Genomic DNA, 21335 nt, shown 5'->3' on the forward strand with positions numbered 1-21335 from the left:
TTTGGACATCAAACATGATGCCAGCAAAATTTGAGCTAATCAAATTTCTTTTATGGAGAGTTTGATCCTGGCTCAGGACGAACGCTGGCGGCGTGCCTAATACATGCAAGTCGAGCGAACAGAAAAGGAGCTTGCTCCTTTGACGTTAGCGGCGGACGGGTGAGTAACACGTGGGCAACCTACCCTATAGTTTGGGATAACTCCGGGAAACCGGGGCTAATACCGAATAATCTCTTTTGCTTCATGGTAAAAGACTGAAAGACGGTTTCGGCTGTCGCTATAGGATGGGCCCGCGGCGCATTAGCTAGTTGGTGAGGTAACGGCTCACCAAGGCGACGATGCGTAGCCGACCTGAGAGGGTGATCGGCCACACTGGGACTGAGACACGGCCCAGACTCCTACGGGAGGCAGCAGTAGGGAATCTTCCACAATGGGCGAAAGCCTGATGGAGCAACGCCGCGTGAGTGAAGAAGGTTTTCGGATCGTAAAACTCTGTTGTAAGGGAAGAACAAGTACAGTAGTAACTGGCTGTACCTTGACGGTACCTTATTAGAAAGCCACGGCTAACTACGTGCCAGCAGCCGCGGTAATACGTAGGTGGCAAGCGTTGTCCGGAATTATTGGGCGTAAAGCGCGCGCAGGCGGTCCTTTAAGTCTGATGTGAAAGCCCACGGCTCAACCGTGGAGGGTCATTGGAAACTGGGGGACTTGAGTGCAGAAGAGGAAAGTGGAATTCCAAGTGTAGCGGTGAAATGCGTAGAGATTTGGAGGAACACCAGTGGCGAAGGCGACTTTCTGGTCTGTAACTGACGCTGAGGCGCGAAAGCGTGGGGAGCAAACAGGATTAGATACCCTGGTAGTCCACGCCGTAAACGATGAGTGCTAAGTGTTAGGGGGTTTCCGCCCCTTAGTGCTGCAGCTAACGCATTAAGCACTCCGCCTGGGGAGTACGGTCGCAAGACTGAAACTCAAAGGAATTGACGGGGGCCCGCACAAGCGGTGGAGCATGTGGTTTAATTCGAAGCAACGCGAAGAACCTTACCAGGTCTTGACATCCCGTTGACCACTGTAGAGATATAGTTTCCCCTTCGGGGGCAACGGTGACAGGTGGTGCATGGTTGTCGTCAGCTCGTGTCGTGAGATGTTGGGTTAAGTCCCGCAACGAGCGCAACCCTTGATCTTAGTTGCCATCATTTAGTTGGGCACTCTAAGGTGACTGCCGGTGACAAACCGGAGGAAGGTGGGGATGACGTCAAATCATCATGCCCCTTATGACCTGGGCTACACACGTGCTACAATGGACGATACAAACGGTTGCCAACTCGCGAGAGGGAGCTAATCCGATAAAGTCGTTCTCAGTTCGGATTGTAGGCTGCAACTCGCCTACATGAAGCCGGAATCGCTAGTAATCGCGGATCAGCATGCCGCGGTGAATACGTTCCCGGGCCTTGTACACACCGCCCGTCACACCACGAGAGTTTGTAACACCCGAAGTCGGTGAGGTAACCTTTTGGAGCCAGCCGCCGAAGGTGGGATAGATGATTGGGGTGAAGTCGTAACAAGGTAGCCGTATCGGAAGGTGCGGCTGGATCACCTCCTTTCTAAGGATTATTTCGGAATACAAACCTTGGGTTTGTAAGATTACGTTTTGCGTTCAGTTTTGAAGGTTCATTCTATCTGAATGAAACACTTCAAAACTTGTTCTTTGAAAACTGGATAAAACGACATTGAAATTGTAACAAACACATTTATTTTTTTAAGTTTTTTATAGGCTTAATAACTTGGTTAAGTTATTAAGGGCGCACGGCGAATGCCTTGGCACTAGGAGCCGAAGAAGGACGGCACTAACACCGATATGCTTCGGGGAGCTGTAAGTGAGCTTTGATCCGGAGATTTCCGAATGGGGGAACCCACTACGTTTAATCGCGTAGTATCTTGACGTGAATACATAGCGTCTTGAAGGCAGACCCAGGGAACTGAAACATCTAAGTACCTGGAGGAAGAGAAAGAAAAATCGATTCCCTGAGTAGCGGCGAGCGAAACGGGAAGAGCCCAAACCAAGAGGCTTGCCTCTTGGGGTTGTAGGACACTCTATACGGAGTTACAAAAGAGCGAGTTAGATGAAGCGACTTGGAAAGGTCCGCCAGAGCAGGTAAAAGCCCTGTAGTCGAAAGTTCGTTCTCTCCTGAGTGGATCCTGAGTACGGCGGAACACGTGAAATTCCGTCGGAATCCGGGAGGACCATCTCCCAAGGCTAAATACTACCTAGTGACCGATAGTGAACCAGTACCGTGAGGGAAAGGTGAAAAGCACCCCGGAAGGGGAGTGAAAGAGATCCTGAAACCGTGTGCCTACAAGTAGTTAGAGCCCGTTAATGGGTGATAGCGTGCCTTTTGTAGAATGAACCGGCGAGTTACGATTACGTGCAAGGTTAAGCTTTAGAAGGCGGAGCCGCAGCGAAAGCGAGTCTGAATAGGGCGAAATAGTACGTGGTCGTAGACCCGAAACCAGGTGATCTACCCATGTCCAGGGTGAAGGTGAGGTAACACTTACTGGAGGCCCGAACCCACGCACGTTGAAAAGTGCGGGGATGAGGTGTGGGTAGCGGAGAAATTCCAATCGAACTTGGAGATAGCTGGTTCTCTCCGAAATAGCTTTAGGGCTAGCCTCGTGATGAGAATACTGGAGGTAGAGCACTGTTTGGACTAGGGGGCCATCCCGGTTTACCGAATTCAGACAAACTCCGAATGCCAGATATTTATACACGGGAGTCAGACTGCGAGTGATAAGATCCGTAGTCAAAAGGGAAACAGCCCAGACCACCAGCTAAGGTCCCAAAGTAATCGTTAAGTGGAAAAGGATGTGGCGTTGCACAGACAACCAGGATGTTGGCTTAGAAGCAGCCATCATTTAAAGAGTGCGTAATAGCTCACTGGTCGAGTGACGCTGCGCCGAAAATGTATCGGGGCTAAACGATTCACCGAAGCTGTGGATTGACATCTACGATGTCAGTGGTAGGAGAGCGTTCTAAGTGCGTTGAAGTCAGATCGGAAGGACTGGTGGAGCGCTTAGAAGTGAGAATGCCGGTATGAGTAGCGAAAGACGGGTGAGAATCCCGTCCACCGTATGACTAAGGTTTCCTGAGGAAGGCTCGTCCGCTCAGGGTTAGTCGGGACCTAAGCCGAGGCCGATAGGCGTAGGCGATGGACAACAGGTTGATATTCCTGTACCACCTCCTCACCGTTTGAGAAATGGGGGGACGCAGTAGGATAGGGTAAGCGCGCCGTTGGTTGTGCGCGTCCAAGCAGTAAGGCGTGTGTGTAGGCAAATCCGCACACTGTAACGTTGAGCTGTGATGGCGAGTCCGTATGGACGAAGTTCCTGATTTCACACTGCCAAGAAAAGCCTCTATCGAGGTGAGAGGTGCCCGTACCGCAAACCGACACAGGTAGTCGAGGAGAGAATCCTAAGGTGTGCGAGAGAACTCTCGTTAAGGAACTCGGCAAAATGACCCCGTAACTTCGGGAGAAGGGGTGCTCTTGAGCGTGCAAGCGCATGAGAGCCGCAGTGAATAGGCCCAGGCGACTGTTTAGCAAAAACACAGGTCTCTGCAAAACCGTAAGGTGACGTATAGGGGCTGACGCCTGCCCGGTGCTGGAAGGTTAAGAGGAGTGGTTAGCGCAAGCGAAGCTGCGAATTGAAGCCCCAGTAAACGGCGGCCGTAACTATAACGGTCCTAAGGTAGCGAAATTCCTTGTCGGGTAAGTTCCGACCCGCACGAAAGGCGTAACGATCTGGGCACTGTCTCAACGAGAGACTCGGTGAAATTATAGTACCTGTGAAGATGCAGGTTACCCGCGACAGGACGGAAAGACCCCGTGGAGCTTTACTGTAGCCTGATATTGAATTTTGGTACAACTTGTACAGGATAGGTAGGAGCCAGAGATCTCGGAGCGCCAGCTTCGAAGGAGGCGTCGGTGGGATACTACCCTGGTTGTATTGAAATTCTAACCCATGCCCCTTAGCGGGGCAGGAGACAGTGTCAGGCGGACAGTTTGACTGGGGCGGTCGCCTCCTAAAAGGTAACGGAGGCGCCCAAAGGTTCCCTCAGAATGGTTGGAAATCATTCGTAGAGTGTAAAGGCACAAGGGAGCTTGACTGCGAGACCTACAAGTCGAGCAGGGTCGAAAGACGGGCTTAGTGATCCGGTGGTTCCGCATGGAAGGGCCATCGCTCAACGGATAAAAGCTACCCCGGGGATAACAGGCTTATCTCCCCCAAGAGTCCACATCGACGGGGAGGTTTGGCACCTCGATGTCGGCTCATCGCATCCTGGGGCTGTAGTCGGTCCCAAGGGTTGGGCTGTTCGCCCATTAAAGCGGTACGCGAGCTGGGTTCAGAACGTCGTGAGACAGTTCGGTCCCTATCCGTCGTGGGCGTAGGAAATTTGAGAGGAGCTGTCCTTAGTACGAGAGGACCGGGATGGACACACCGCTGGTGTACCAGTTGTCTTGCCAAAGGCATCGCTGGGTAGCTATGTGTGGACGGGATAAGTGCTGAAAGCATCTAAGCATGAAGCCCCCCTCAAGATGAGATTTCCCATTACGCAAGTAAGTAAGATCCCTCAAAGACGATGAGGTAGATAGGTTCGAGGTGGAAGTGTGGTGACACATGGAGCTGACGAATACTAATCGATCGAGGACTTAACCAAAAAAGTTTGAAACATTCAATGCGCCGTTTATCCAGTTTTGAAAGAGCAAATCTTTCAATTAAATACAAAGTCTAGTGATGATGGCAAAGAGGTCACACCCGTTCCCATACCGAACACGGAAGTTAAGCTCTTTAGCGCCGATGGTAGTTGGGGGCTTCCCCCTGTGAGAGTAGGACGTCGCTAGGCAAACAAAACAGTCAGCTGTATGCTGGCTGTTTTTTTACTTTCTTTTTTGATAACTTTTAACTCTACTAAAGAGATTGTTCAAATGTGTTTTTTGAATTTAAAAAATGCAAATAAATGCCTCGAAAATGTAGTTAATTATTTGTATTGTTTATCTTAATTGTTATTTGTTAAAAATCTGAATTGTCTTTCTTTTATAAGTTCCTTGACAGTAGCAGTCCACGTTGTTAATCTTACAATTAATATTCTTTTAACTATAGGAGGAAGTTACGAAAATGTGGGAGACTAAATTTGCCAAAGAAGGTTTAACTTTTGATGATGTATTATTAGTACCAGCTCATTCCGAAGTACTACCGAAAGATGTTGATTTATCTGTTCAATTAACACCAAAGATTAAATTAAACATCCCAATGGTCAGCGCAGGTATGGATACAGTTACAGAGTCTAAAATGGCGATTGCTATGGCACGTCAAGGCGGTATCGGTATTATCCATAAAAACATGGGGATTGATGAGCAAGCTGAACAAGTAGAAAAAGTAAAACGTTCTGAAAATGGTGTTATTACAAACCCATTCTTCTTAACTCCGACACATCAAGTTTTCGATGCTGAGCATCTAATGGGTAAATACCGAATCTCTGGTGTTCCTATTGTTGATAGTATGGAAAATCAAAAGCTAGTAGGGATTATTACAAACCGTGATTTACGTTTTATCTCTGACTACTCTTTAAAAATTGAAGATGTAATGACGAAAGAAGATTTGATTACAGCACCAGTGGGAACGACTTTAGAGGATGCTGAAAAAATTCTTCAACAATATAAAATCGAAAAACTTCCAATTGTAGATGAAGAAGGTAGATTAACTGGACTAATTACAATTAAGGATATCGAGAAAGTGATTGAATTCCCGAATGCTGCGAAAGATACACATGGCCGTTTATTAGTAGGCGCGGCAGTTGGTGTATCAAAAGATACGATGGTACGTATTGAGAAGCTTGTTGAAGCACAAGTTGACATTGTTGTAATCGATACGGCCCATGGTCATTCAGAAGGCGTATTACAAACAATTCGCTCAATCCGTGAGACTTACCCTGAGCTAGAAATCATCGCTGGTAATGTTGCTACAGGAGAAGGCGCACGTGCATTATTTGAAGCAGGAGCAGATGTTGTTAAAGTAGGTATCGGTCCTGGTTCTATTTGTACTACACGTGTTGTAGCAGGTGTAGGTGTACCACAAATTACAGCAGTATATGATTGTGCTACAGTAGCTCGTGAGCTAGGTAAAACAATAATTGCTGATGGTGGTATTAAATACTCTGGTGATATCGTAAAAGCTCTAGCAGCTGGAGGCAACGTTGTAATGCTTGGTTCTCTTCTAGCAGGTACATCTGAATCTCCTGGAGAAACAGAAATCTTCCAAGGCCGTCGCTTTAAAGTTTATCGTGGTATGGGTTCTATCGGCGCAATGGAAAAAGGTTCTAAAGATCGTTACTTCCAAGAGGATGCAAAAAAATTAGTACCTGAAGGTATTGAAGGCCGTCTTCCTTATAAAGGACCATTAGCTGATACAATCTACCAACTGATTGGTGGTATTCGCGCTGGAATGGGTTATTGTGGAGCTCCACATCTGGAGCACCTACGCGAGAATGCACAATTTGTTAGAATGACAGGTGCTGGTCTTCGTGAATCACATCCACATGATGTACAGATTACAAAAGAATCACCAAACTATTCCATGTAATATATTACTTGCAACTTTTATGCTTTCGCATCGTCTACAAAGATGGCGCGAGAGCATTTTTTTATGGTAGAGAGTCAACACGTTTGTTGTTATCTATGATAAAATGTCGAGGACAAGATTATTTTTTGGAGGGCTTTAAAGGTGAAAAAGAAAATGAACACCGTATTACGCTTACTCCTAATTCCTGTTTTATTATTTAGTATTTTTGCAGGTATTCCTGCAAAGGCAAATGCGGAAACAGATTTAGGATTAACAGTGGATGCTGCGATTTTAATTGATGCAGATTCAGGGAAAATTTTATTTGAACAAAATGCAGATACTTCACTAGGTATTGCAAGTATGACAAAGATGATGACTGAATACCTGTTATTGGACGCGATTGATGCAGGGAAAGTTAAATGGGATCAAGAATATCACGTAACAGATTATACGTATCGTATGTCTCAAAATCGTGCATTAAGTAATGTACCTTTACGTAGAGATGGCTCTTATACGATTCGTGAGTTATATGAGGCAATGGCAATCTATTCAGCAAATGCAGCAACCGTAGCTATTGCTGAAACGATCGCAGGTTCTGAAACTGAATTTTTAAAGTTAATGAATAAAAAAGCAGAAGAACTTGGTTTAGAGGGCTATAAATTTGTCAACTCTACTGGTCTTAATAATGCTGATTTATTTGGTATGCATCCATCAGGCACAGGCCCAGAAGATGAGAATGTGATGCCTGCAAAATCTGTAGCAAAATTAGCATATCATTTATTAAAAGATCACCCAAAGGTATTAGAAACATCTAAAATTGCAAAAAAGACATTCCGTGAAGGAACAGAAGATGCAATTAAAATGTCTAACTGGAACTTTATGTTACCGGGATTAGTGTATGAATATCAAGGTGTAGATGGATTAAAGACAGGTACAACAAACTTTGCAGGTCACTGCTTCACAGGTACTGCAGAGCGCAATGGTACTCGTTTGATTGCAGTTGTAATGAAAGCTGTTGATGCAAATGGACAAGGGTCCTATGAAGCTCGCTTTGATGCCACAGCGAAATTATTTAACTACGGCTTTTCACAATTCTCAAAGCAAGAAATTTTACCAGGGAACTATACATTCAAAGATCAAAAAACAGTTAAAGTGACAAAAGGTAAAGAAGACAAAGTATCGATTGCAGTAAAAGAACCAATTTCATTTATGATTAAGTCTTCTGATAAAGACTTATATAAACCTACATTGGTTTTAGATAAAAAGAGTTTAGAGGCAGACGTTAAAAAAGGCACTGTTGTAGGAAAGGTCGTTATTGAACGCACAGAAGGCACAGATTACGGCTTTATCGATGGCAAGGATATTTCATCCGATGTTGTCACAACAGAGGCTGTAGAGCGTGCTAGCGGTATCTCATTGTTCTTCCAAGGCGTAGGTAACTTCTTCGGTAATTTATGGGGAGGCATTACAGACTTTGTTGGTGGATTGTTTTAATATTTAAATACGAGCACATGAATGCACTTAAGCATTCATGTGCTTTTTCACATTTTTACACGCTATAGCATACGCTAATAGGCGAAAGGATGTGGCTAAATGTGTGGCATTACAGGCTGGGCTAGTTTTCAAAAGGACTTAAGAACAAGTGACACAATATTAAAATCGATGACGCAAACATTAAATAAGAGAGGGCCAGATGATGAAAATATTTGGTGTAGTGAGCATATTGCATTTGGCCATCGACGGTTGGCTGTTATTGATTTAATCGGTGGCAAACAGCCAATGAAAAAAATCCATGATGGTTTGAACTATGTCATTACATATAATGGCGAACTTTATAATACAGAGGAGCTACGTAAGGAACTTCAAAAAAGAGGGCACAGCTTTACAACACAATCGGATACTGAAGTACTATTAACTGCCTATATTGAATGGAAAGAGCAGTGTGTAGAATTTCTAAATGGTATTTTTGCCTTCGGTGTTTGGGATGAGCAAACACAGTCTTTATTTTTGTGTCGAGACCGACTAGGCGTAAAACCCTTGTATTATACAGAGCAACAAGAAGGTGTACTTTTTGCATCTGAGGTGAAGGCTCTGCTAGCACACCCCACGGTTCAAGCATGTGTAAACGTTGAAGGGTTGGCAAGTATGATGGCTGTAGGACCTTCTAGAGCGCCAGGTAAAACCCTTTTTCAAAATATTGAAGAATTACGACCTGGCTATGCTATGCGATTCTCTAGAGAAGAAGGTTTAAGAAAGTGGCCATATTGGCAACTACAAAGTCGTAGACATGAAGAAACATTGGGAGAAACAATTGAACATGTTGGTTTTTTGTTAACGGATGCTATAGAACGTCAGCTAGTTTCGGATGTACCCATTTGTACGTTTCTTTCAGGAGGACTAGATTCCAGTATTATTACAGGCATTGCAGCAAATAGATTCCAACAGCAAAACCATCAATTGCATACGTATTCAATTGATTATGAAGACAATAAGCGCTTCTTTAACCCACATTCTTTCCAGACCTCCACGGATACGTACTGGATTCAAAGAATGTCAGAAACTTTCAAGACAGCTCACCACGCAGAGGAAATCACTCAGCAACAGTTAATTGATTTATTAGTGGAATCGGTCATTGTTCGTGATTCCCCAGGTATGGCAGATGTAGATTCTTCGTTATTATGGTTTTGTCGTGAAATAAAAAGGGAATTTACTGTAGCGCTATCAGGAGAGTGTGCAGATGAAATTTTTGGTGGTTATCCATGGTTTAAAGATAGGACTACTGGTTTCCCTTGGATCCGTTCATTGTCTGAAAGAAGTGCATTACTCCAAGAGAAGTGGAACAAAAAATTAAAAATTGAAGCCTATGCACAACAACTATATTTACAAACAATAGCTGAAGTTCCTTTGCTAGATGGAGAAGGTCTGGCAGAGGCAAAGCATCGTGAAATGTCCTACTTAAATATGCTATGGTTTATGCAAACATTATTAGAGCGGAAGGATCGTATGAGTATGGGGGCAAGTTTAGAGGTACGTGTCCCTTTTGCAGATCATCGGCTTGTAGAATATGCCTGGAATATTCCGTGGGAAATGAAGAATTTAGATGGAATAGAAAAAGGATTACTTCGAAAATCAATGGCACATCTATTGCCGAATGAAGTGTTATATCGTAAAAAAAATCCCTATCCAAAAACATATCATCCTGTCTATACAGCAGGAGTGCAAAAATGGTTGAAGGAAATTCTACATGATAAAAATTCAATTTTGCATGAACTATTTGAACGACAAAAGCTTGCGGAGTTAATTGAATCGGGAGGTAGCTCTTTTAAGGTTCCGTGGTATGGGCAATTAATGGCAGGTCCCCAGCTTTTAGCTTATCTAGGGCAAATTCATACTTGGTTTGAGCATTATCAAATTCAATTAATTGAGACTTAATATAAAACGACCCATCTACGTAGATGGGTCATTTTTTTGTATACTCCAGCAATCCATCAACTGCTCAATGGATGATTCGATTGCTTGTACGGGAATCCCTCCAAAACCTAATAAAAATTGAGCTTGTGAAGATTCATAATGATCTAGTCTATAGGCTGATAATGGATAAATACCGATTTCTGCTTGAGAGGCGAGCTGTTGTAATTGTTTTTCTGAAAATGTGTGTTGAACCTCTAATAAAATATGCATACCCGCTTGTTCACCAGTAATGTTAATGGATGATGAATATTTTTCTAAAATAGAAGTGAGTTTATCATGTTTTTTACGATAAATTTTACGCATACGATTGAGATGCTTTGCAAAATGCCCATCACCCATAAAATTTGCCACAATATGCTGATCAAAACGAGGCACCGTTGATGAGTAATAATTAAAGACATCGTTATAAGTAGCAAGTAGTTTAGGTGGAAGTACAAAATAAGCTACTCGCAAGGATGGCATTAAAGATTTAGTAAAAGTACTCATGTAAATAACTTTATCGTTTCGATCTAATGCGTGTAGGGCAGGAATTGGTTTTCCAGCATAACGAAATTCCGAATCATAATCATCCTCAATAATATAACGAGAGGTGCTTTGTGCCGCCCAATTTAAAGCTTGTGCTCGTCTTGTAGCAGATAATACAGCTCCAGTTGGGAATTGATGTGAGGGTGTAATATACACAACATTAGCATTTGTTTCTTCAAGATCATGAATAATTATGCCCTCTTCATCAACTGCAATTGGATAAACTTTTCGTTTATGCTGCGAAAACATTCGATGGACGGCAGGGTATCCTGGGTTTTCTAATGCAAAGCTGGTGTCCTCACTAAAAAGACGGAGAATCATAGGGAGGAGCTGCTCCGTCCCTGAACCAATAACAATTTGTTCAGGGTGGCATACAACACCACGGGATTGATATAAATAATTAGCAATCTCTGTGCGTAAAGACAGTTCACCTTGTGGTTCCCCTGTTAATAATAGCTCCTTTGAGGTATCGTCAAAAAGCTCTTTTGCATACTTTCTCCATGTTTGAAATGGAAAAGCATCGATATCAATAGATCCTGGATTAAAATCGATTTTGTAAGACTTTTTCTTAGGATGTTCATTAATGGACGCCACAGTATCTTGTTGAATGTAGGGCAGTTCATCTATTTCTTCTACAAAATAGCCAATACGTGATTTGGACATAATATAGCCTTCAGCTAAAAGCTGAGCATAGGCAATTTCAATTGTTGTTTGGGAAATGTTTAAAAAATCAGCTAATTTTCTTTTTGAAGGCAGTTTTTCTCCTACAGTTATTTTTTTAGAAATAATAGCTTCTTTAATACCGTTATAAAGCTGATCATAAAGCGGTTTATCACTATCTCTTTCAAGCTGGAATAAAAGCATATCCATGATCTGGAACCTCCTGACCCTATAAATATTTTAAAAACTGGATATTTTGATATGGTCAATTTCTATTATACTAAACTTCATCATAAAGGTGGAGGTTAGAAAATGAAACAAACAGGTACAGAGCTAGTAAAGCGTGGAATGGCAGAAATGCAAAAAGGCGGCGTCATTATGGATGTCATTAATGCAGAGCAAGCAAAAATTGCAGAAGCTGCAGGTGCTGTAGCAGTTATGGCATTAGAAAGAGTACCGTCAGATATTCGGAAAGCAGGTGGCGTTGCACGCATGGCCGATCCTCGTATTGTTGAGGAAGTGATGGGGGCTGTAACTATTCCTGTGATGGCCAAAGCACGTATTGGTCATATTGTTGAAGCACGTGTCTTAGAAGCAATGGGTGTTGATTATATTGATGAAAGTGAAGTTTTAACACCAGCTGATGAAGAATACCATTTATTAAAAAGTGAATACACAGTACCGTTTGTGTGTGGCTGTCGTGATTTAGGAGAGGCAGCCCGTCGTATCGGGGAAGGTGCCTCGATGTTACGAACTAAAGGTGAACCAGGTACAGGGAATATTGTGGAGGCCGTTCGCCATATTCGTAAAGTAAATGCACAGGTTCGTAAAGTCGTAGGAATGACAGAGGATGAATTAATGACAGAGGCGAAATTACTAGGAGCTCCTTTCGAGTTATTAAGAGAAATTAAACGTCTTGGTCGTTTACCAGTAGTAAACTTCGCAGCAGGAGGAGTGGCAACGCCTGCTGATGCAGCCTTAATGATGGAACTTGGAGCTGATGGCGTTTTCGTTGGTTCAGGTATTTTTAAATCTGAGAACCCTGAAAAATTTGCACGTGCCATTGTAGAGGCGACTACTCATTATAAAGACTATAAGCTTATTGCGGAAATATCAAAAGAGCTCGGAGTGCCTATGAAGGGGATTGATATTGCACAGCTTGGACACAACGAGCGTATGCAAGAGCGAGGTTGGTAGCATGAAGCGAATTGGTGTATTAGCATTACAAGGAGCAGTTCGTGAGCATATACAAATGTTAGAAGCTCTTGATTGTGAAGCAATTCAAGTAAAACAAAGAAAGGATTTAGGAAACCTAGATGGACTTGTGTTACCAGGTGGAGAAAGCACAACAATGAGAAAATTGCTGGATCGATTTGATCTGCTAGAGTCAATTCGTGGACTTGCACAGCAAGGATTACCGATGCTTGGTACATGTGCGGGATTAATTTTATTAGCCAAGGATCTAATTGAAGATGAACCACATTTGGCTGTGATGGACGTGACTGTAGCAAGAAACTCATATGGACGTCAGGTGGATAGCTTCGAAGTACAACTAGATATTCCTAAAGTAGGTGTAGGGATTCCAGCAGTATTTATTCGTGCACCTCATATTGAAGCGGTAGGTAAAGGTGTTGAAATTCTTGCACAACATGAAGGGAAAATAATCTTGGCACAAGATGGCCATTTATTGGGTTGTTCGTTTCATCCCGAATTAACAGAGGATACACGAATTCTTGAATATTTTGTAACCTCTATGGTATGACTTGCAAAATTTGTTTTCATATAGTACAGTATGTTTAAATTTTAAATAACTGAACACGATGATGGGAAGTAGTAGCAAGCACGTTTTTTTTAGAGAGTCAGCGGTTGGTGGAAGCTGATAAAAGCACTTGTGAATCCGTCCTGGAGTTGCACAGTCGAAGTGAATGAAGTAGGCTGTAGCCGGCTGAAATGCCGTTATGAAATAAGTGGATTAGGCAGAAATATGTCTAGTCAATTAGGGTGGCAACGCGGGTAGCTCTCGTCCCTTTTTAGGGATGAGGGCTTTTTTGTGTTCATTTCGCTGCAACGATTTTCCATCATGAAGAAACTATTGGAGGTATGAAGATGTTAGATATTAAACGCGTCCGTGAGAATTTCACGGAAATTAAAGAGATGTTATTAACACGTAATGAAGACTTGGGAAACTTAGATGACTTTGAAGACTTAGATGCAAAACGTCGTGAATTGATTGCCAAAACAGAAGAATTAAAAGCAGAACGCAATAAAGTATCTGAACAAATCTCAGTTATGAAACGCAACAAAGAAAATGCTGATGAAGTCATTGCTCGTATGCGTCAGGTTGGCGATGAAATTAAAGAATTAGATGTACAATTAAATAATGTTGAAGAACGCTTTAAAGATATGATGATGCGTTTACCAAACATCCCACATGAATCTGTACCAGTAGGCACAACAGAGGATGACAATGTTGAAGAATATACGTGGGGTGAAATTCCGACATTTGATTTTGATATTAAAGCACACTGGGACCTTGCTACGGATTTAAAAATTGTAGACTTTGAACGCGGCGCGAAAGTAACAGGTAGCCGTTTCTTATTCTATCGTGGTCTTGGTGCTCGTTTAGAACGAGCATTAATGACATTCATGATGGATTTACATGCAGAGGAGCATGGTTACGAGGAAATGCTACCACCTGTCATTGTTAATCGAGATAGCCTAACAGGTACAGGACAACTTCCGAAATTTGAGGAAGATGTATTCAAATTAGAGGAAACAGATTATTTTATGATTCCAACTGCAGAAGTACCAGTAACGAACTTCTATCGAGATGAGATTTTACCGGCTGAAGCTTTACCACAAGGCTTTGCAGCGTATAGTGCTTGCTTCCGTTCAGAAGCGGGATCTGCAGGTCGTGATACACGTGGTTTAATTCGTCAACACCAGTTCAATAAAGTAGAATTAGTACGTTTTGTAAAACCAGAGGAGTCATACGAACAATTAGAGCTATTAACAAGTCATGCAGAAAAAGTATTACAATTACTAGGCTTACCATATCGTAAGTTAAAAATGTGTACAGCTGATTTAGGTTTTACTGCAGCGAAAAAATATGATTTAGAAGTTTGGATTCCTGCACAAAACATGTACCGTGAAATTTCTTCTTGCTCTAACTTTGAGGATTTCCAGGCACGACGAGCAAATATCCGCTTCCGTCGTGAGCCAAATGCAAAACCAGAATATGTGCATACATTAAACGGCTCAGGTCTTGCCATTGGCCGTACAGTTGCTGCTCTTCTAGAAAACTACCAACAAGCTGATGGCAGCGTAGTAATTCCTGAAGTTTTAAGACCTTATATGGGTGGTAAAGAAGTAATCGCACCAAAATAAACGACAGATAAAGCTATTTTAGACAATTCCTTTATGGATGTTCTAAAATAGCTTTTTTGTGTTGCTAAAATTGAAATCTCTCATAATTTTTGAAAATTCGTTATAATGGGTAATATTCATGGGGACAAGGGGGAGAAATTCATGGAATTGCAACAATTTGCACAGGCTTTCAGTGAATTTGATAATGTTTTAATTACAGATGATAAAGGCTGTGCAATCTTTTATGATTTAGCAGATTTAAATATATTATTGGAAATCGGCTTAACACCAGATGAATTTTTTCACAGCACAGTGACTGATAATTATCAAAATTTATCACCTGAGACAAGTACTGTTTTTCAAGTCATACAAACAGGGCAGCCAGTTTTATACTATGAACAACAACTGACAACATTGAACGGATTTAGTTATTTATCACTGAGTTCGACCTATCCCATTATGGAGCATGGAAAAGCCATTGGTGCCATTGAATTTTCAAAACATTTTTATGAAACTAAGCAAATTAAATACTTAGATAATTTCCTGGGACATAAATTATATCGAGATAATCATACAACCTATCGTTTAGAGGATTACATTACAACAAACGCCGAAATGAAAACTCAACTTGAAAAGGCACGTCGTAGTGCTCAAAAAAGTGCACCAGTTTTACTAACTGGGGAAACTGGAACTGGGAAAGATATAATCGCACAAGGCATACACAATGAAAGTGAACGCTATACAAAGCCGTTTATTACTTTGAACTGCTCAACATTAACAGAGGATAATATATTTACTCAGCTATACGGCTCGGGCAATGAAGCAAAAAGTGGAAAGTTACAGGAGGCTAATGGAGGAACGCTACTCATTGACCACCTTAATTTATTGGATATATCTTTGCAGGCGAAACTTTTACATGCGGTAGATATAAAAGTGTTAAATGGTGAGCCCTTGGATATACGGTATATTACTACTGTCAATGAAGATGTGGACAAACTATTAGCTGAAAAAAGGCTACGCGAGGACTTATTTTATCGCTTAAATGTTCTTCAAATTGATTTGCCACCGCTAAGATTAAGGAAGGAAGATATTCCACTTATCCTTGATTTTTATATACAATTTTACAATGAACATACACTACAGAAAAATGTAAGCTATTGTAATGAAGTAATTCAGTTATTTTATGCCTATCATTGGCCTGGGAATGTACGTGAACTAAAAAATGCCCTTGAATCGGCATATAATAATTTGCTTGGTGATGAAATACTTGTTGAACATGTTCCAGAGAGGATTAAAAAAATGTTCAACATTCAACTCAATCGATCATGCAAAACAACCAATCTGGACATTTACGAGATTTAACGGAAGCCTACGAGCGTCTAATTATAGCGGAAAAGTTGCGTGAAACTGATGGACGATTAGCGGAAACAGCTAGACGTTTAGGTATTTCTCGTCAATTACTAAAATATAAGTGTTTAAAATATGAATTGTTGTAAAAAAAATTTTACAAAAAGGGGATAAAAATTTATCTCCTTTTTTCGTGTTATTAAATTTTTTATTTTTTAGATAAATCTTCTGTAAACGATTATAAAGGGGTTGAGGATATGTCTAAAGTTGTGCAGCATACGATAATCGTGGGGCTAGCCTTATTTGCTATATTTTTTGGTGCTGGGAATTTAATATTTCCGCCTTCCATAGGAAATAGTGCAGGGGAATCATGGATCTCCGCTCTGATGGGCTTTAGCTTAACGGGTGTTATTTTACCTGTGCTTGCGGTGTATGCAATTTATAATACTGGGGGAACTGTGGAAGCGCTCACAAGACCAATCGGAAATTGGTTTTATAAAGCCTTTAATACGGTCATGATGGTTTGTATTGGGATGGTTGTCACAATCCCGAGGATGTCAGCGACAACTCATGAATTAGGAGTATCACAAATTATTCCGAACGTACCTTTAATTGTGTCAGTATTAGCATTTTTCGCGATTTGCTTTTACTTTGCGATGGACCAATCAAATGTGATCGATAAGATTGGCAAATGGTTGACGCCTGTTCTTGTTCTTATACTTATTATCCTCATTGGTAAAGGGGTATTAGACCCAATAGGAGCGGCAATTAATACAGGAGCAGAAAGGGTTTTTGCCAACTCCATAATAGCAGCCTATCAAACAGGAGATGTGGGAACAGGTATTCTTTGTGCGCCAATCTTTTTAGCAGCAATAGTGGGCTATGGCTATAAAGGGAAACAATCTAAAAAGGTCGCGCTTGGTGGAATGGCTATTGCTGCAATAGGGTTAATTGCAGTATATGGTGGCCTGCTCTATTTAGGGGCTACAAGTAGTGGCATCATCACAAATCCTGACAGTGATACAGAACTATTAGCGGGCATTGCCTTTAGTGTCATTGGTAATTTGGGTAAAGCGTTACTAGCTATATGTGTTGTTTTTGCCTGCTTAACATCAGCGATTGGTGTCATGGTCATATCCTCACAGTTTTTAAATGAACTAACAAAAGAGAAGCTTGGCTATAGAACGTGGGTCTTTATTATGTGTGTAGTAGGCGCAACTATTGGCTCCTTAGGTGTAGGTGCCATCGTCGAAATTACATTGCCGATTTTCTTGGTAATTTATCCAGTCATTATTGTACTTGTGCTACTGGGAGCCTTTGATCGTTTTGTCCCAAATGCAGGAGCCTATAAAGGAACTGTGCTATTTGCATTTCTAGTAAGCGTCGTTGAAACATTTGCTAGCTATGAAATTACGATACCTGGTGTGACACAGTTGGTCATGCATTTACCATTGCAGTCTAGTGGATTTGCTTGGATTATGCCATCTATTGTTGGCTTTATTATCGGTACTATTTTGCATAAGGTGCTGAAAGCAGAAGATCCTGAAAAATCTACTTTTGGTATAGAAGAAATAGGAGTTGAAAAATGATGCAAATTATTTGTAACGCAAAGATATATACAGCAGATACTATTCAGCCATCTGCAACTGCTATGGTAATCGAAGGAAGAAAGATACTTTGGATTGGACAACAGGAAGATTTACCCCCCTATCAGGGAGAAATAATAGATTTACAAGGAAAGGTCATTATTCCTGGGATTATTGACGCTCATATGCATCCGATTATGTTAGCGGATGTTATGGAACAAGTGGCTTGTTTACCTCCATATATTTATTCTATTGAGGATATAATTAATGCATTAGCAAACTATGATGCAAGTCAGCGGGGATGGCTATTAGGCTGGGGCTATGATGAAGGGAAACTAAAGGAAAAAAGAGCGCCTTTAAAAGAGGACTTAGACCGTGCCTCTACAGAGTTACCTGTCATTGTTATGCGTACATGTGGTCATATTATATCGGTTAATAGTAAAGCATTAGCAATCGCAGGTATTACGAAGGATACGCTTGATCCACAGGGTGGACAAATCGATCGGGATGAAAATGGAGAACCTACAGGCGTACTGCGTGAAAATGCACGTAATCTAGTACTACAGCATTTACCTACACCATCTGAAGAAGAGATTGTCAAAAGGCTTCTAAAGCTATCACAAACTTTGGCATCCTATGGTGTAACAAGTATTACAGAATTAATGGCCACGGTAGCACCAATTGATTATTTAGGCCTGTATCGTAAAGCCCGAGAAAAAGGTTTTAAGCAACGCGTAGCAGTTTATTATATCTGGGAAGATATTCAACGATATGAGCTGTTGACAGCAAATCCTATTGATCGTTCTGCAGGAGCCTATATCGGAGGCATTAAGCTATTTTCGGATGGCAGTGTTTCAGGCCGTACAGCACTTGTTTCTGAGCCATTTTTGGGAAGTGATGAAAAAGGCATAGCGATGACTTCGAAAGAGGAGCTGCTAGCGGCTGCTGCGGTAGCAAAAGAATATGGTATTCAATTAGTGGTTCATGCAATGGGGGACAGAGCCATTGATCTAATTGTCGACACATTTTATGAGGAAAAGGCTTGGTTAACAGATGCACCGTCTGTTCGTATTGAGCATGCAGCTATGCCATCTAAAAGTGCCTTGCAAAAAGCTGCTGAATGGGGGATAGGCTTTGTGCCACAACCCATCTTCTTATTTTGTGAAATTGAGAGTTATTTAGAGAATCTAGGGCTAGAAAAAACACAGACATTATATGGTGTACAAACATTTCTCAAGAGGGGGATTGCGACAGCGCTCTCTTCAGATGCGCCTGCTACATCATGGGCAGAAGCGGCTAATCCCTTTGTTACGATACAAGCAGCTGTTACACGAACAGCCTATGATGGAACAGATTTAGGTACCGCAGAAAAAATCTCTGTAGAGGAGGCATTACAGCTATACACAGTTGATGCCAAGACGATGATTCGTATGGAGAACGTTGGTCAGTTAAAAGAGGGCTATGAAGCTAATTTTGTTGTACTAACAGACGATTTGTTGACGCTTTCACATAACCAGCTTATGCATGTAAAACCATTCGCTACATATATCGAAGGAGAATGTGTTTTTACACAATCCACTATTCAAGCTCAATAAATTAGTTATGAAGATGGTCGCTGCTACGACATATTTCATATATATCGCCATTCCCTTAAATATTAAAGAAGGTGTCTCATTAGGAGGCACCTTCTTTAAAGACCATTTACATCGTTGGAAGCTAATCGTGCTTTTTTCTCAGCTTTTTTACGGTCTCGTAATGCCTTAAAAAAGTCTGTTAAAATTTGACCACATTCCTCGGCTAAAATCCCTTCTGTTACATCACATTCATGATTAAAGCGTTCATCATTTAATAAATGGTAAAGAGAATCTACACAGCCAGCTTTTTGATCTCTTGCCCCATAAACAACTCGGGGTACACGTGATTGGAGAATGGCTCCTGCACACATTGGACAAGGCTCCAATGTAACATAAAGAGTAGTATCCTCCAGTCGCCAACTCCCTATTTTTTTGCAGGCTTCTTGAATCACTAACAGCTCCGCATGTGTTGTTGCATTTTGCGTTGTTTCCCTTAAATTATGCGCACGTGCAATGATTTTTCCTTCATAAACAAGTACTGCACCAATTGGTACTTCCCCAAGTAATGCAGCCTGTTGAGCTTCCTCTAATGCTTGTTTCATAAATAAACGATCTGCGTCAAAAATATCCACTCATATCTCTCCTTAACAGTAGTGTAGCGTGCTGAATTGGTAATTGCTACTTTTAACTTCTTTTCGGATGTTATATTCATCTAAAATCATTGCAGCCATGCGTAAGCGATTGATATGTAATATGTCGAAGCATAAATACTTGTTGACATTCCTTATATATCCATATATATTTATATATGAACACATGCTCATATATAAATATTGGAGAATGGGGTAAACTTCTATGGATGAAAAATTAAACAGTTCAGAAATGCAAAAAAATATTGATCAGCATTTAGATGAAGAGACATTATTTGTAGTATCTCAGACTTTTAAAGCATTGAGTGATCCAACTCGAATTCGTATTTTAAACTTACTTTGTTCAGATGAACATTCTGTAAATGATATTGCAGAAATTTTAGATTTAGGCCAATCAACCGTTTCCCACCAATTACGCTTTCTTAAAAATTTACGATTGGTGAAATTTAGAAGAGAAGGAACAACCATATATTATTCTAAGGACGATGATCACATTATGAATTTATTGAAGCAGGCTATTGAGCATGCGGCTCATAACTAAAATGAAATGGGGGAATAACAATGGGACATCAACACGACCATGGCCATGATCATACACATGGTGCAAATAAAAAGGTATTATTACTGTCGTTTATTATTATTACAGGGTATATGGTAGTGGAAGCCATTGGTGGTTTTTTAACAAATAGTTTGGCTCTTTTATCAGATGCAGGGCATATGTTAAGCGACTCTATCTCTTTAGGCATAGCAATGTTAGCTTTTATGTTTGGGGAAAAAGCTGCAAGCTATAGTAAAACATACGGCTATAAACGATTTGAGATTCTAGCTGCAGTATTGAATGGCATTACATTAATAGGAATCGCATTATTTATTTTCTATGAAGCAATTGAACGATTTACAAACCCACCAGAAGTAGCTACAACTGGAATGCTTATAATTAGTATAATTGGTTTGTTCATTAACATTTTAGTTGCTTGGATTATGATGCGTGGAAGTGATACAAAGGATAATTTAAATATGCGCGGAGCATTTTTACATGTACTAAGTGATATGCTAGGGTCTGTAGGAGCTATTGTTGCGGCACTATTAATTATGTTTTTTGGCTGGGGCTGGGCAGATCCTCTTGCAAGCGTTATTGTTGCATTATTGGTCGTACGAAGTGGCTACCATGTCACAAAAGCCTCCATTCATGTCTTAATGGAAGGGACACCTTCAAATGTAGATGTTCAGGAGATTATTCAGTTAATAGAGCAGACTGATGGAATAGAAAGTATCCACGATTTACACATCTGGACAATTACTAGTGGAACGAATGCATTATCCTGTCATGCGGTTGTAAATGATCAATTGAAAATAGCTGAGAGTGAGCATATCTTGCGGAAAATTGAACATAATCTTCAACATAAGGGCATTAAGCATGTAACAATTCAATTAGAAACATCCTTACATCGACACGATAATTCCATTTTATGTAAATTAGAAAATGACCATGAACATCATCACGATGATAAATAAAATTTTTTATGACTTGCATACCCTTCTTG

General features: G+C 41.1%; 14 protein-coding genes, 3 rRNA genes and 1 other annotated feature. Of the genes, 15 read left to right on the forward strand and 2 right to left on the reverse strand.

From position 1 onward, the window contains the following. Positions 1-49 precede the first annotated feature (49 nt). The 6 genes from NYE73_RS00080 to asnB all read left to right on the forward strand — a co-directional run bounded on the left by NYE73_RS00080 (position 50) and on the right by asnB (position 10044). Positions 50-1601 (forward strand): 16S ribosomal RNA (locus NYE73_RS00080). A 182-nt stretch (positions 1602-1783) separates the two neighbouring features. After that, positions 1784-4711: ribosomal RNA gene (locus NYE73_RS00085) — 23S ribosomal RNA — on the forward strand. Positions 4712-4781: 70 nt separating this feature from the next. Then, positions 4782-4897, forward strand: a 5S ribosomal RNA gene (gene rrf / locus NYE73_RS00090). Together the 16S, 23S and 5S rRNA genes form the textbook arrangement of a ribosomal RNA operon. 272 nt (positions 4898-5169) lie before the next feature. After that, the gene (gene guaB, locus NYE73_RS00095; RefSeq protein ID WP_004233999.1) at positions 5170-6633 is read left to right on the forward strand and encodes an IMP dehydrogenase; all 1464 of its coding nucleotides are present in this window, start codon (positions 5170-5172) and stop codon (positions 6631-6633) included. A gap of 141 nt (positions 6634-6774) precedes the next feature. Further along, a complete protein-coding gene (locus NYE73_RS00100) occupies positions 6775-8106 on the forward strand; it encodes a D-alanyl-D-alanine carboxypeptidase family protein (RefSeq protein WP_081010913.1) in 1332 nt (443 codons plus the stop codon). 99 nt (positions 8107-8205) lie between these two features. Then, the gene (asnB, locus tag NYE73_RS00105; protein WP_259951286.1) at positions 8206-10044 is read left to right on the forward strand and encodes an asparagine synthase (glutamine-hydrolyzing); all 1839 of its coding nucleotides are present in this window, start codon (positions 8206-8208) and stop codon (positions 10042-10044) included. Positions 10045-10059: 15 nt separating this feature from the next. Here the strand turns inward: asnB and pdxR are convergent, their stop codons facing one another. Further along, positions 10060-11478, reverse strand: coding sequence for a MocR-like pyridoxine biosynthesis transcription factor PdxR (gene pdxR / locus NYE73_RS00110; RefSeq protein ID WP_083225388.1), 1419 nt, complete (start codon positions 11476-11478; stop codon positions 10060-10062). 102 nt (positions 11479-11580) lie between these two features. On the opposite strand from pdxR, the gene pdxS reads away from it, so the two are divergent. The 7 genes from pdxS to NYE73_RS00145 all read left to right on the forward strand — a co-directional run bounded on the left by pdxS (position 11581) and on the right by NYE73_RS00145 (position 19162). Then, the gene (gene pdxS / locus NYE73_RS00115) at positions 11581-12465 is read left to right on the forward strand and encodes a pyridoxal 5'-phosphate synthase lyase subunit PdxS (RefSeq protein ID WP_036075157.1); all 885 of its coding nucleotides are present in this window, start codon (positions 11581-11583) and stop codon (positions 12463-12465) included. A gap of 1 nt (position 12466) precedes the next feature. Next, the gene (pdxT, locus tag NYE73_RS00120; RefSeq protein WP_257962306.1) at positions 12467-13030 is read left to right on the forward strand and encodes a pyridoxal 5'-phosphate synthase glutaminase subunit PdxT; all 564 of its coding nucleotides are present in this window, start codon (positions 12467-12469) and stop codon (positions 13028-13030) included. Positions 13031-13079: 49 nt separating this feature from the next. Continuing rightward, positions 13080-13299: a binding site (T-box leader), on the forward strand. Positions 13300-13374: 75 nt separating this feature from the next. Next, positions 13375-14655 (forward strand): serine--tRNA ligase, encoded by a 1281-nt coding sequence (serS, locus tag NYE73_RS00125; protein ID WP_103117223.1) that lies wholly within the window; start codon positions 13375-13377, stop codon positions 14653-14655. A gap of 141 nt (positions 14656-14796) precedes the next feature. Further along, positions 14797-15996 carry a sigma 54-interacting transcriptional regulator gene (locus tag NYE73_RS00130; RefSeq protein ID WP_259951285.1) on the forward strand — a complete coding sequence of 400 codons (1200 nt, stop codon included), beginning with the start codon at positions 14797-14799 and terminating at the stop codon, positions 15994-15996. Next, a complete protein-coding gene (locus tag NYE73_RS00135) occupies positions 15960-16130 on the forward strand; it encodes a helix-turn-helix domain-containing protein (RefSeq protein WP_225340580.1) in 171 nt (56 codons plus the stop codon). The genes NYE73_RS00130 and NYE73_RS00135 overlap by 37 nt, the downstream gene beginning before the upstream one ends. Positions 16131-16238: 108 nt before the next feature. Next, positions 16239-17570 (forward strand): branched-chain amino acid transport system II carrier protein, encoded by a 1332-nt coding sequence (gene brnQ / locus NYE73_RS00140; protein ID WP_259951284.1) that lies wholly within the window; start codon positions 16239-16241, stop codon positions 17568-17570. Next, positions 17567-19162, forward strand: coding sequence for an amidohydrolase (locus NYE73_RS00145; RefSeq protein WP_259951283.1), 1596 nt, complete (start codon positions 17567-17569; stop codon positions 19160-19162). Before brnQ ends, NYE73_RS00145 begins: the two co-directional genes overlap by 4 nt. Before the next feature lie 95 nt (positions 19163-19257). Here NYE73_RS00145 and tadA read toward each other — a convergent pair whose 3' ends face one another. After that, positions 19258-19773, reverse strand: coding sequence for a tRNA adenosine(34) deaminase TadA (gene tadA, locus NYE73_RS00150; RefSeq protein WP_081010911.1), 516 nt, complete (start codon positions 19771-19773; stop codon positions 19258-19260). Positions 19774-19996: 223 nt separating this feature from the next. Here tadA and NYE73_RS00155 point away from each other — a divergent pair, with 223 nt between their 5' ends. Further along, positions 19997-20332 (forward strand): ArsR/SmtB family transcription factor, encoded by a 336-nt coding sequence (locus NYE73_RS00155; protein WP_004233978.1) that lies wholly within the window; start codon positions 19997-19999, stop codon positions 20330-20332. 20 nt (positions 20333-20352) lie between these two features. Beyond that, complete coding sequence (locus NYE73_RS00160) at positions 20353-21306, forward strand: cation diffusion facilitator family transporter (RefSeq protein WP_259951282.1); 954 nt, start codon at positions 20353-20355, stop codon at positions 21304-21306. Positions 21307-21335 lie beyond the last annotated feature (29 nt).

The sequence above is a fragment of the Lysinibacillus sp. FSL K6-0102 genome (assembly GCF_038003545.1).
GTDB lineage: Bacteria > Bacillota > Bacilli > Bacillales_A > Planococcaceae > Lysinibacillus > Lysinibacillus capsici.

Bases quoted from the DNA above. Each gene is read 5' to 3' on its own strand.
- guaB (WP_004233999.1), top strand. From the start codon at position 5,170: ATGTGGGAGACTAAATTTGCCAAAGAAGGTTTAACTTTTGATGATGTA.
- asnB (WP_259951286.1), top strand. From the start codon at position 8,206: ATGTGTGGCATTACAGGCTGGGCTAGTTTTCAAAAGGACTTAAGAACA.
- pdxR (WP_083225388.1), bottom strand. From the start codon at position 11,478: ATGGATATGCTTTTATTCCAGCTTGAAAGAGATAGTGATAAACCGCTT.
- pdxS (WP_036075157.1), top strand. From the start codon at position 11,581: ATGAAACAAACAGGTACAGAGCTAGTAAAGCGTGGAATGGCAGAAATG.
- pdxT (WP_257962306.1), top strand. From the start codon at position 12,467: ATGAAGCGAATTGGTGTATTAGCATTACAAGGAGCAGTTCGTGAGCAT.
- serS (WP_103117223.1), top strand. From the start codon at position 13,375: ATGTTAGATATTAAACGCGTCCGTGAGAATTTCACGGAAATTAAAGAG.
- NYE73_RS00130 (WP_259951285.1), top strand. From the start codon at position 14,797: ATGGAATTGCAACAATTTGCACAGGCTTTCAGTGAATTTGATAATGTT.
- NYE73_RS00135 (WP_225340580.1), top strand. From the start codon at position 15,960: ATGCAAAACAACCAATCTGGACATTTACGAGATTTAACGGAAGCCTAC.
- brnQ (WP_259951284.1), top strand. From the start codon at position 16,239: ATGTCTAAAGTTGTGCAGCATACGATAATCGTGGGGCTAGCCTTATTT.
- NYE73_RS00145 (WP_259951283.1), top strand. From the start codon at position 17,567: ATGATGCAAATTATTTGTAACGCAAAGATATATACAGCAGATACTATT.
- NYE73_RS00155 (WP_004233978.1), top strand. From the start codon at position 19,997: ATGGATGAAAAATTAAACAGTTCAGAAATGCAAAAAAATATTGATCAG.
- NYE73_RS00160 (WP_259951282.1), top strand. From the start codon at position 20,353: ATGGGACATCAACACGACCATGGCCATGATCATACACATGGTGCAAAT.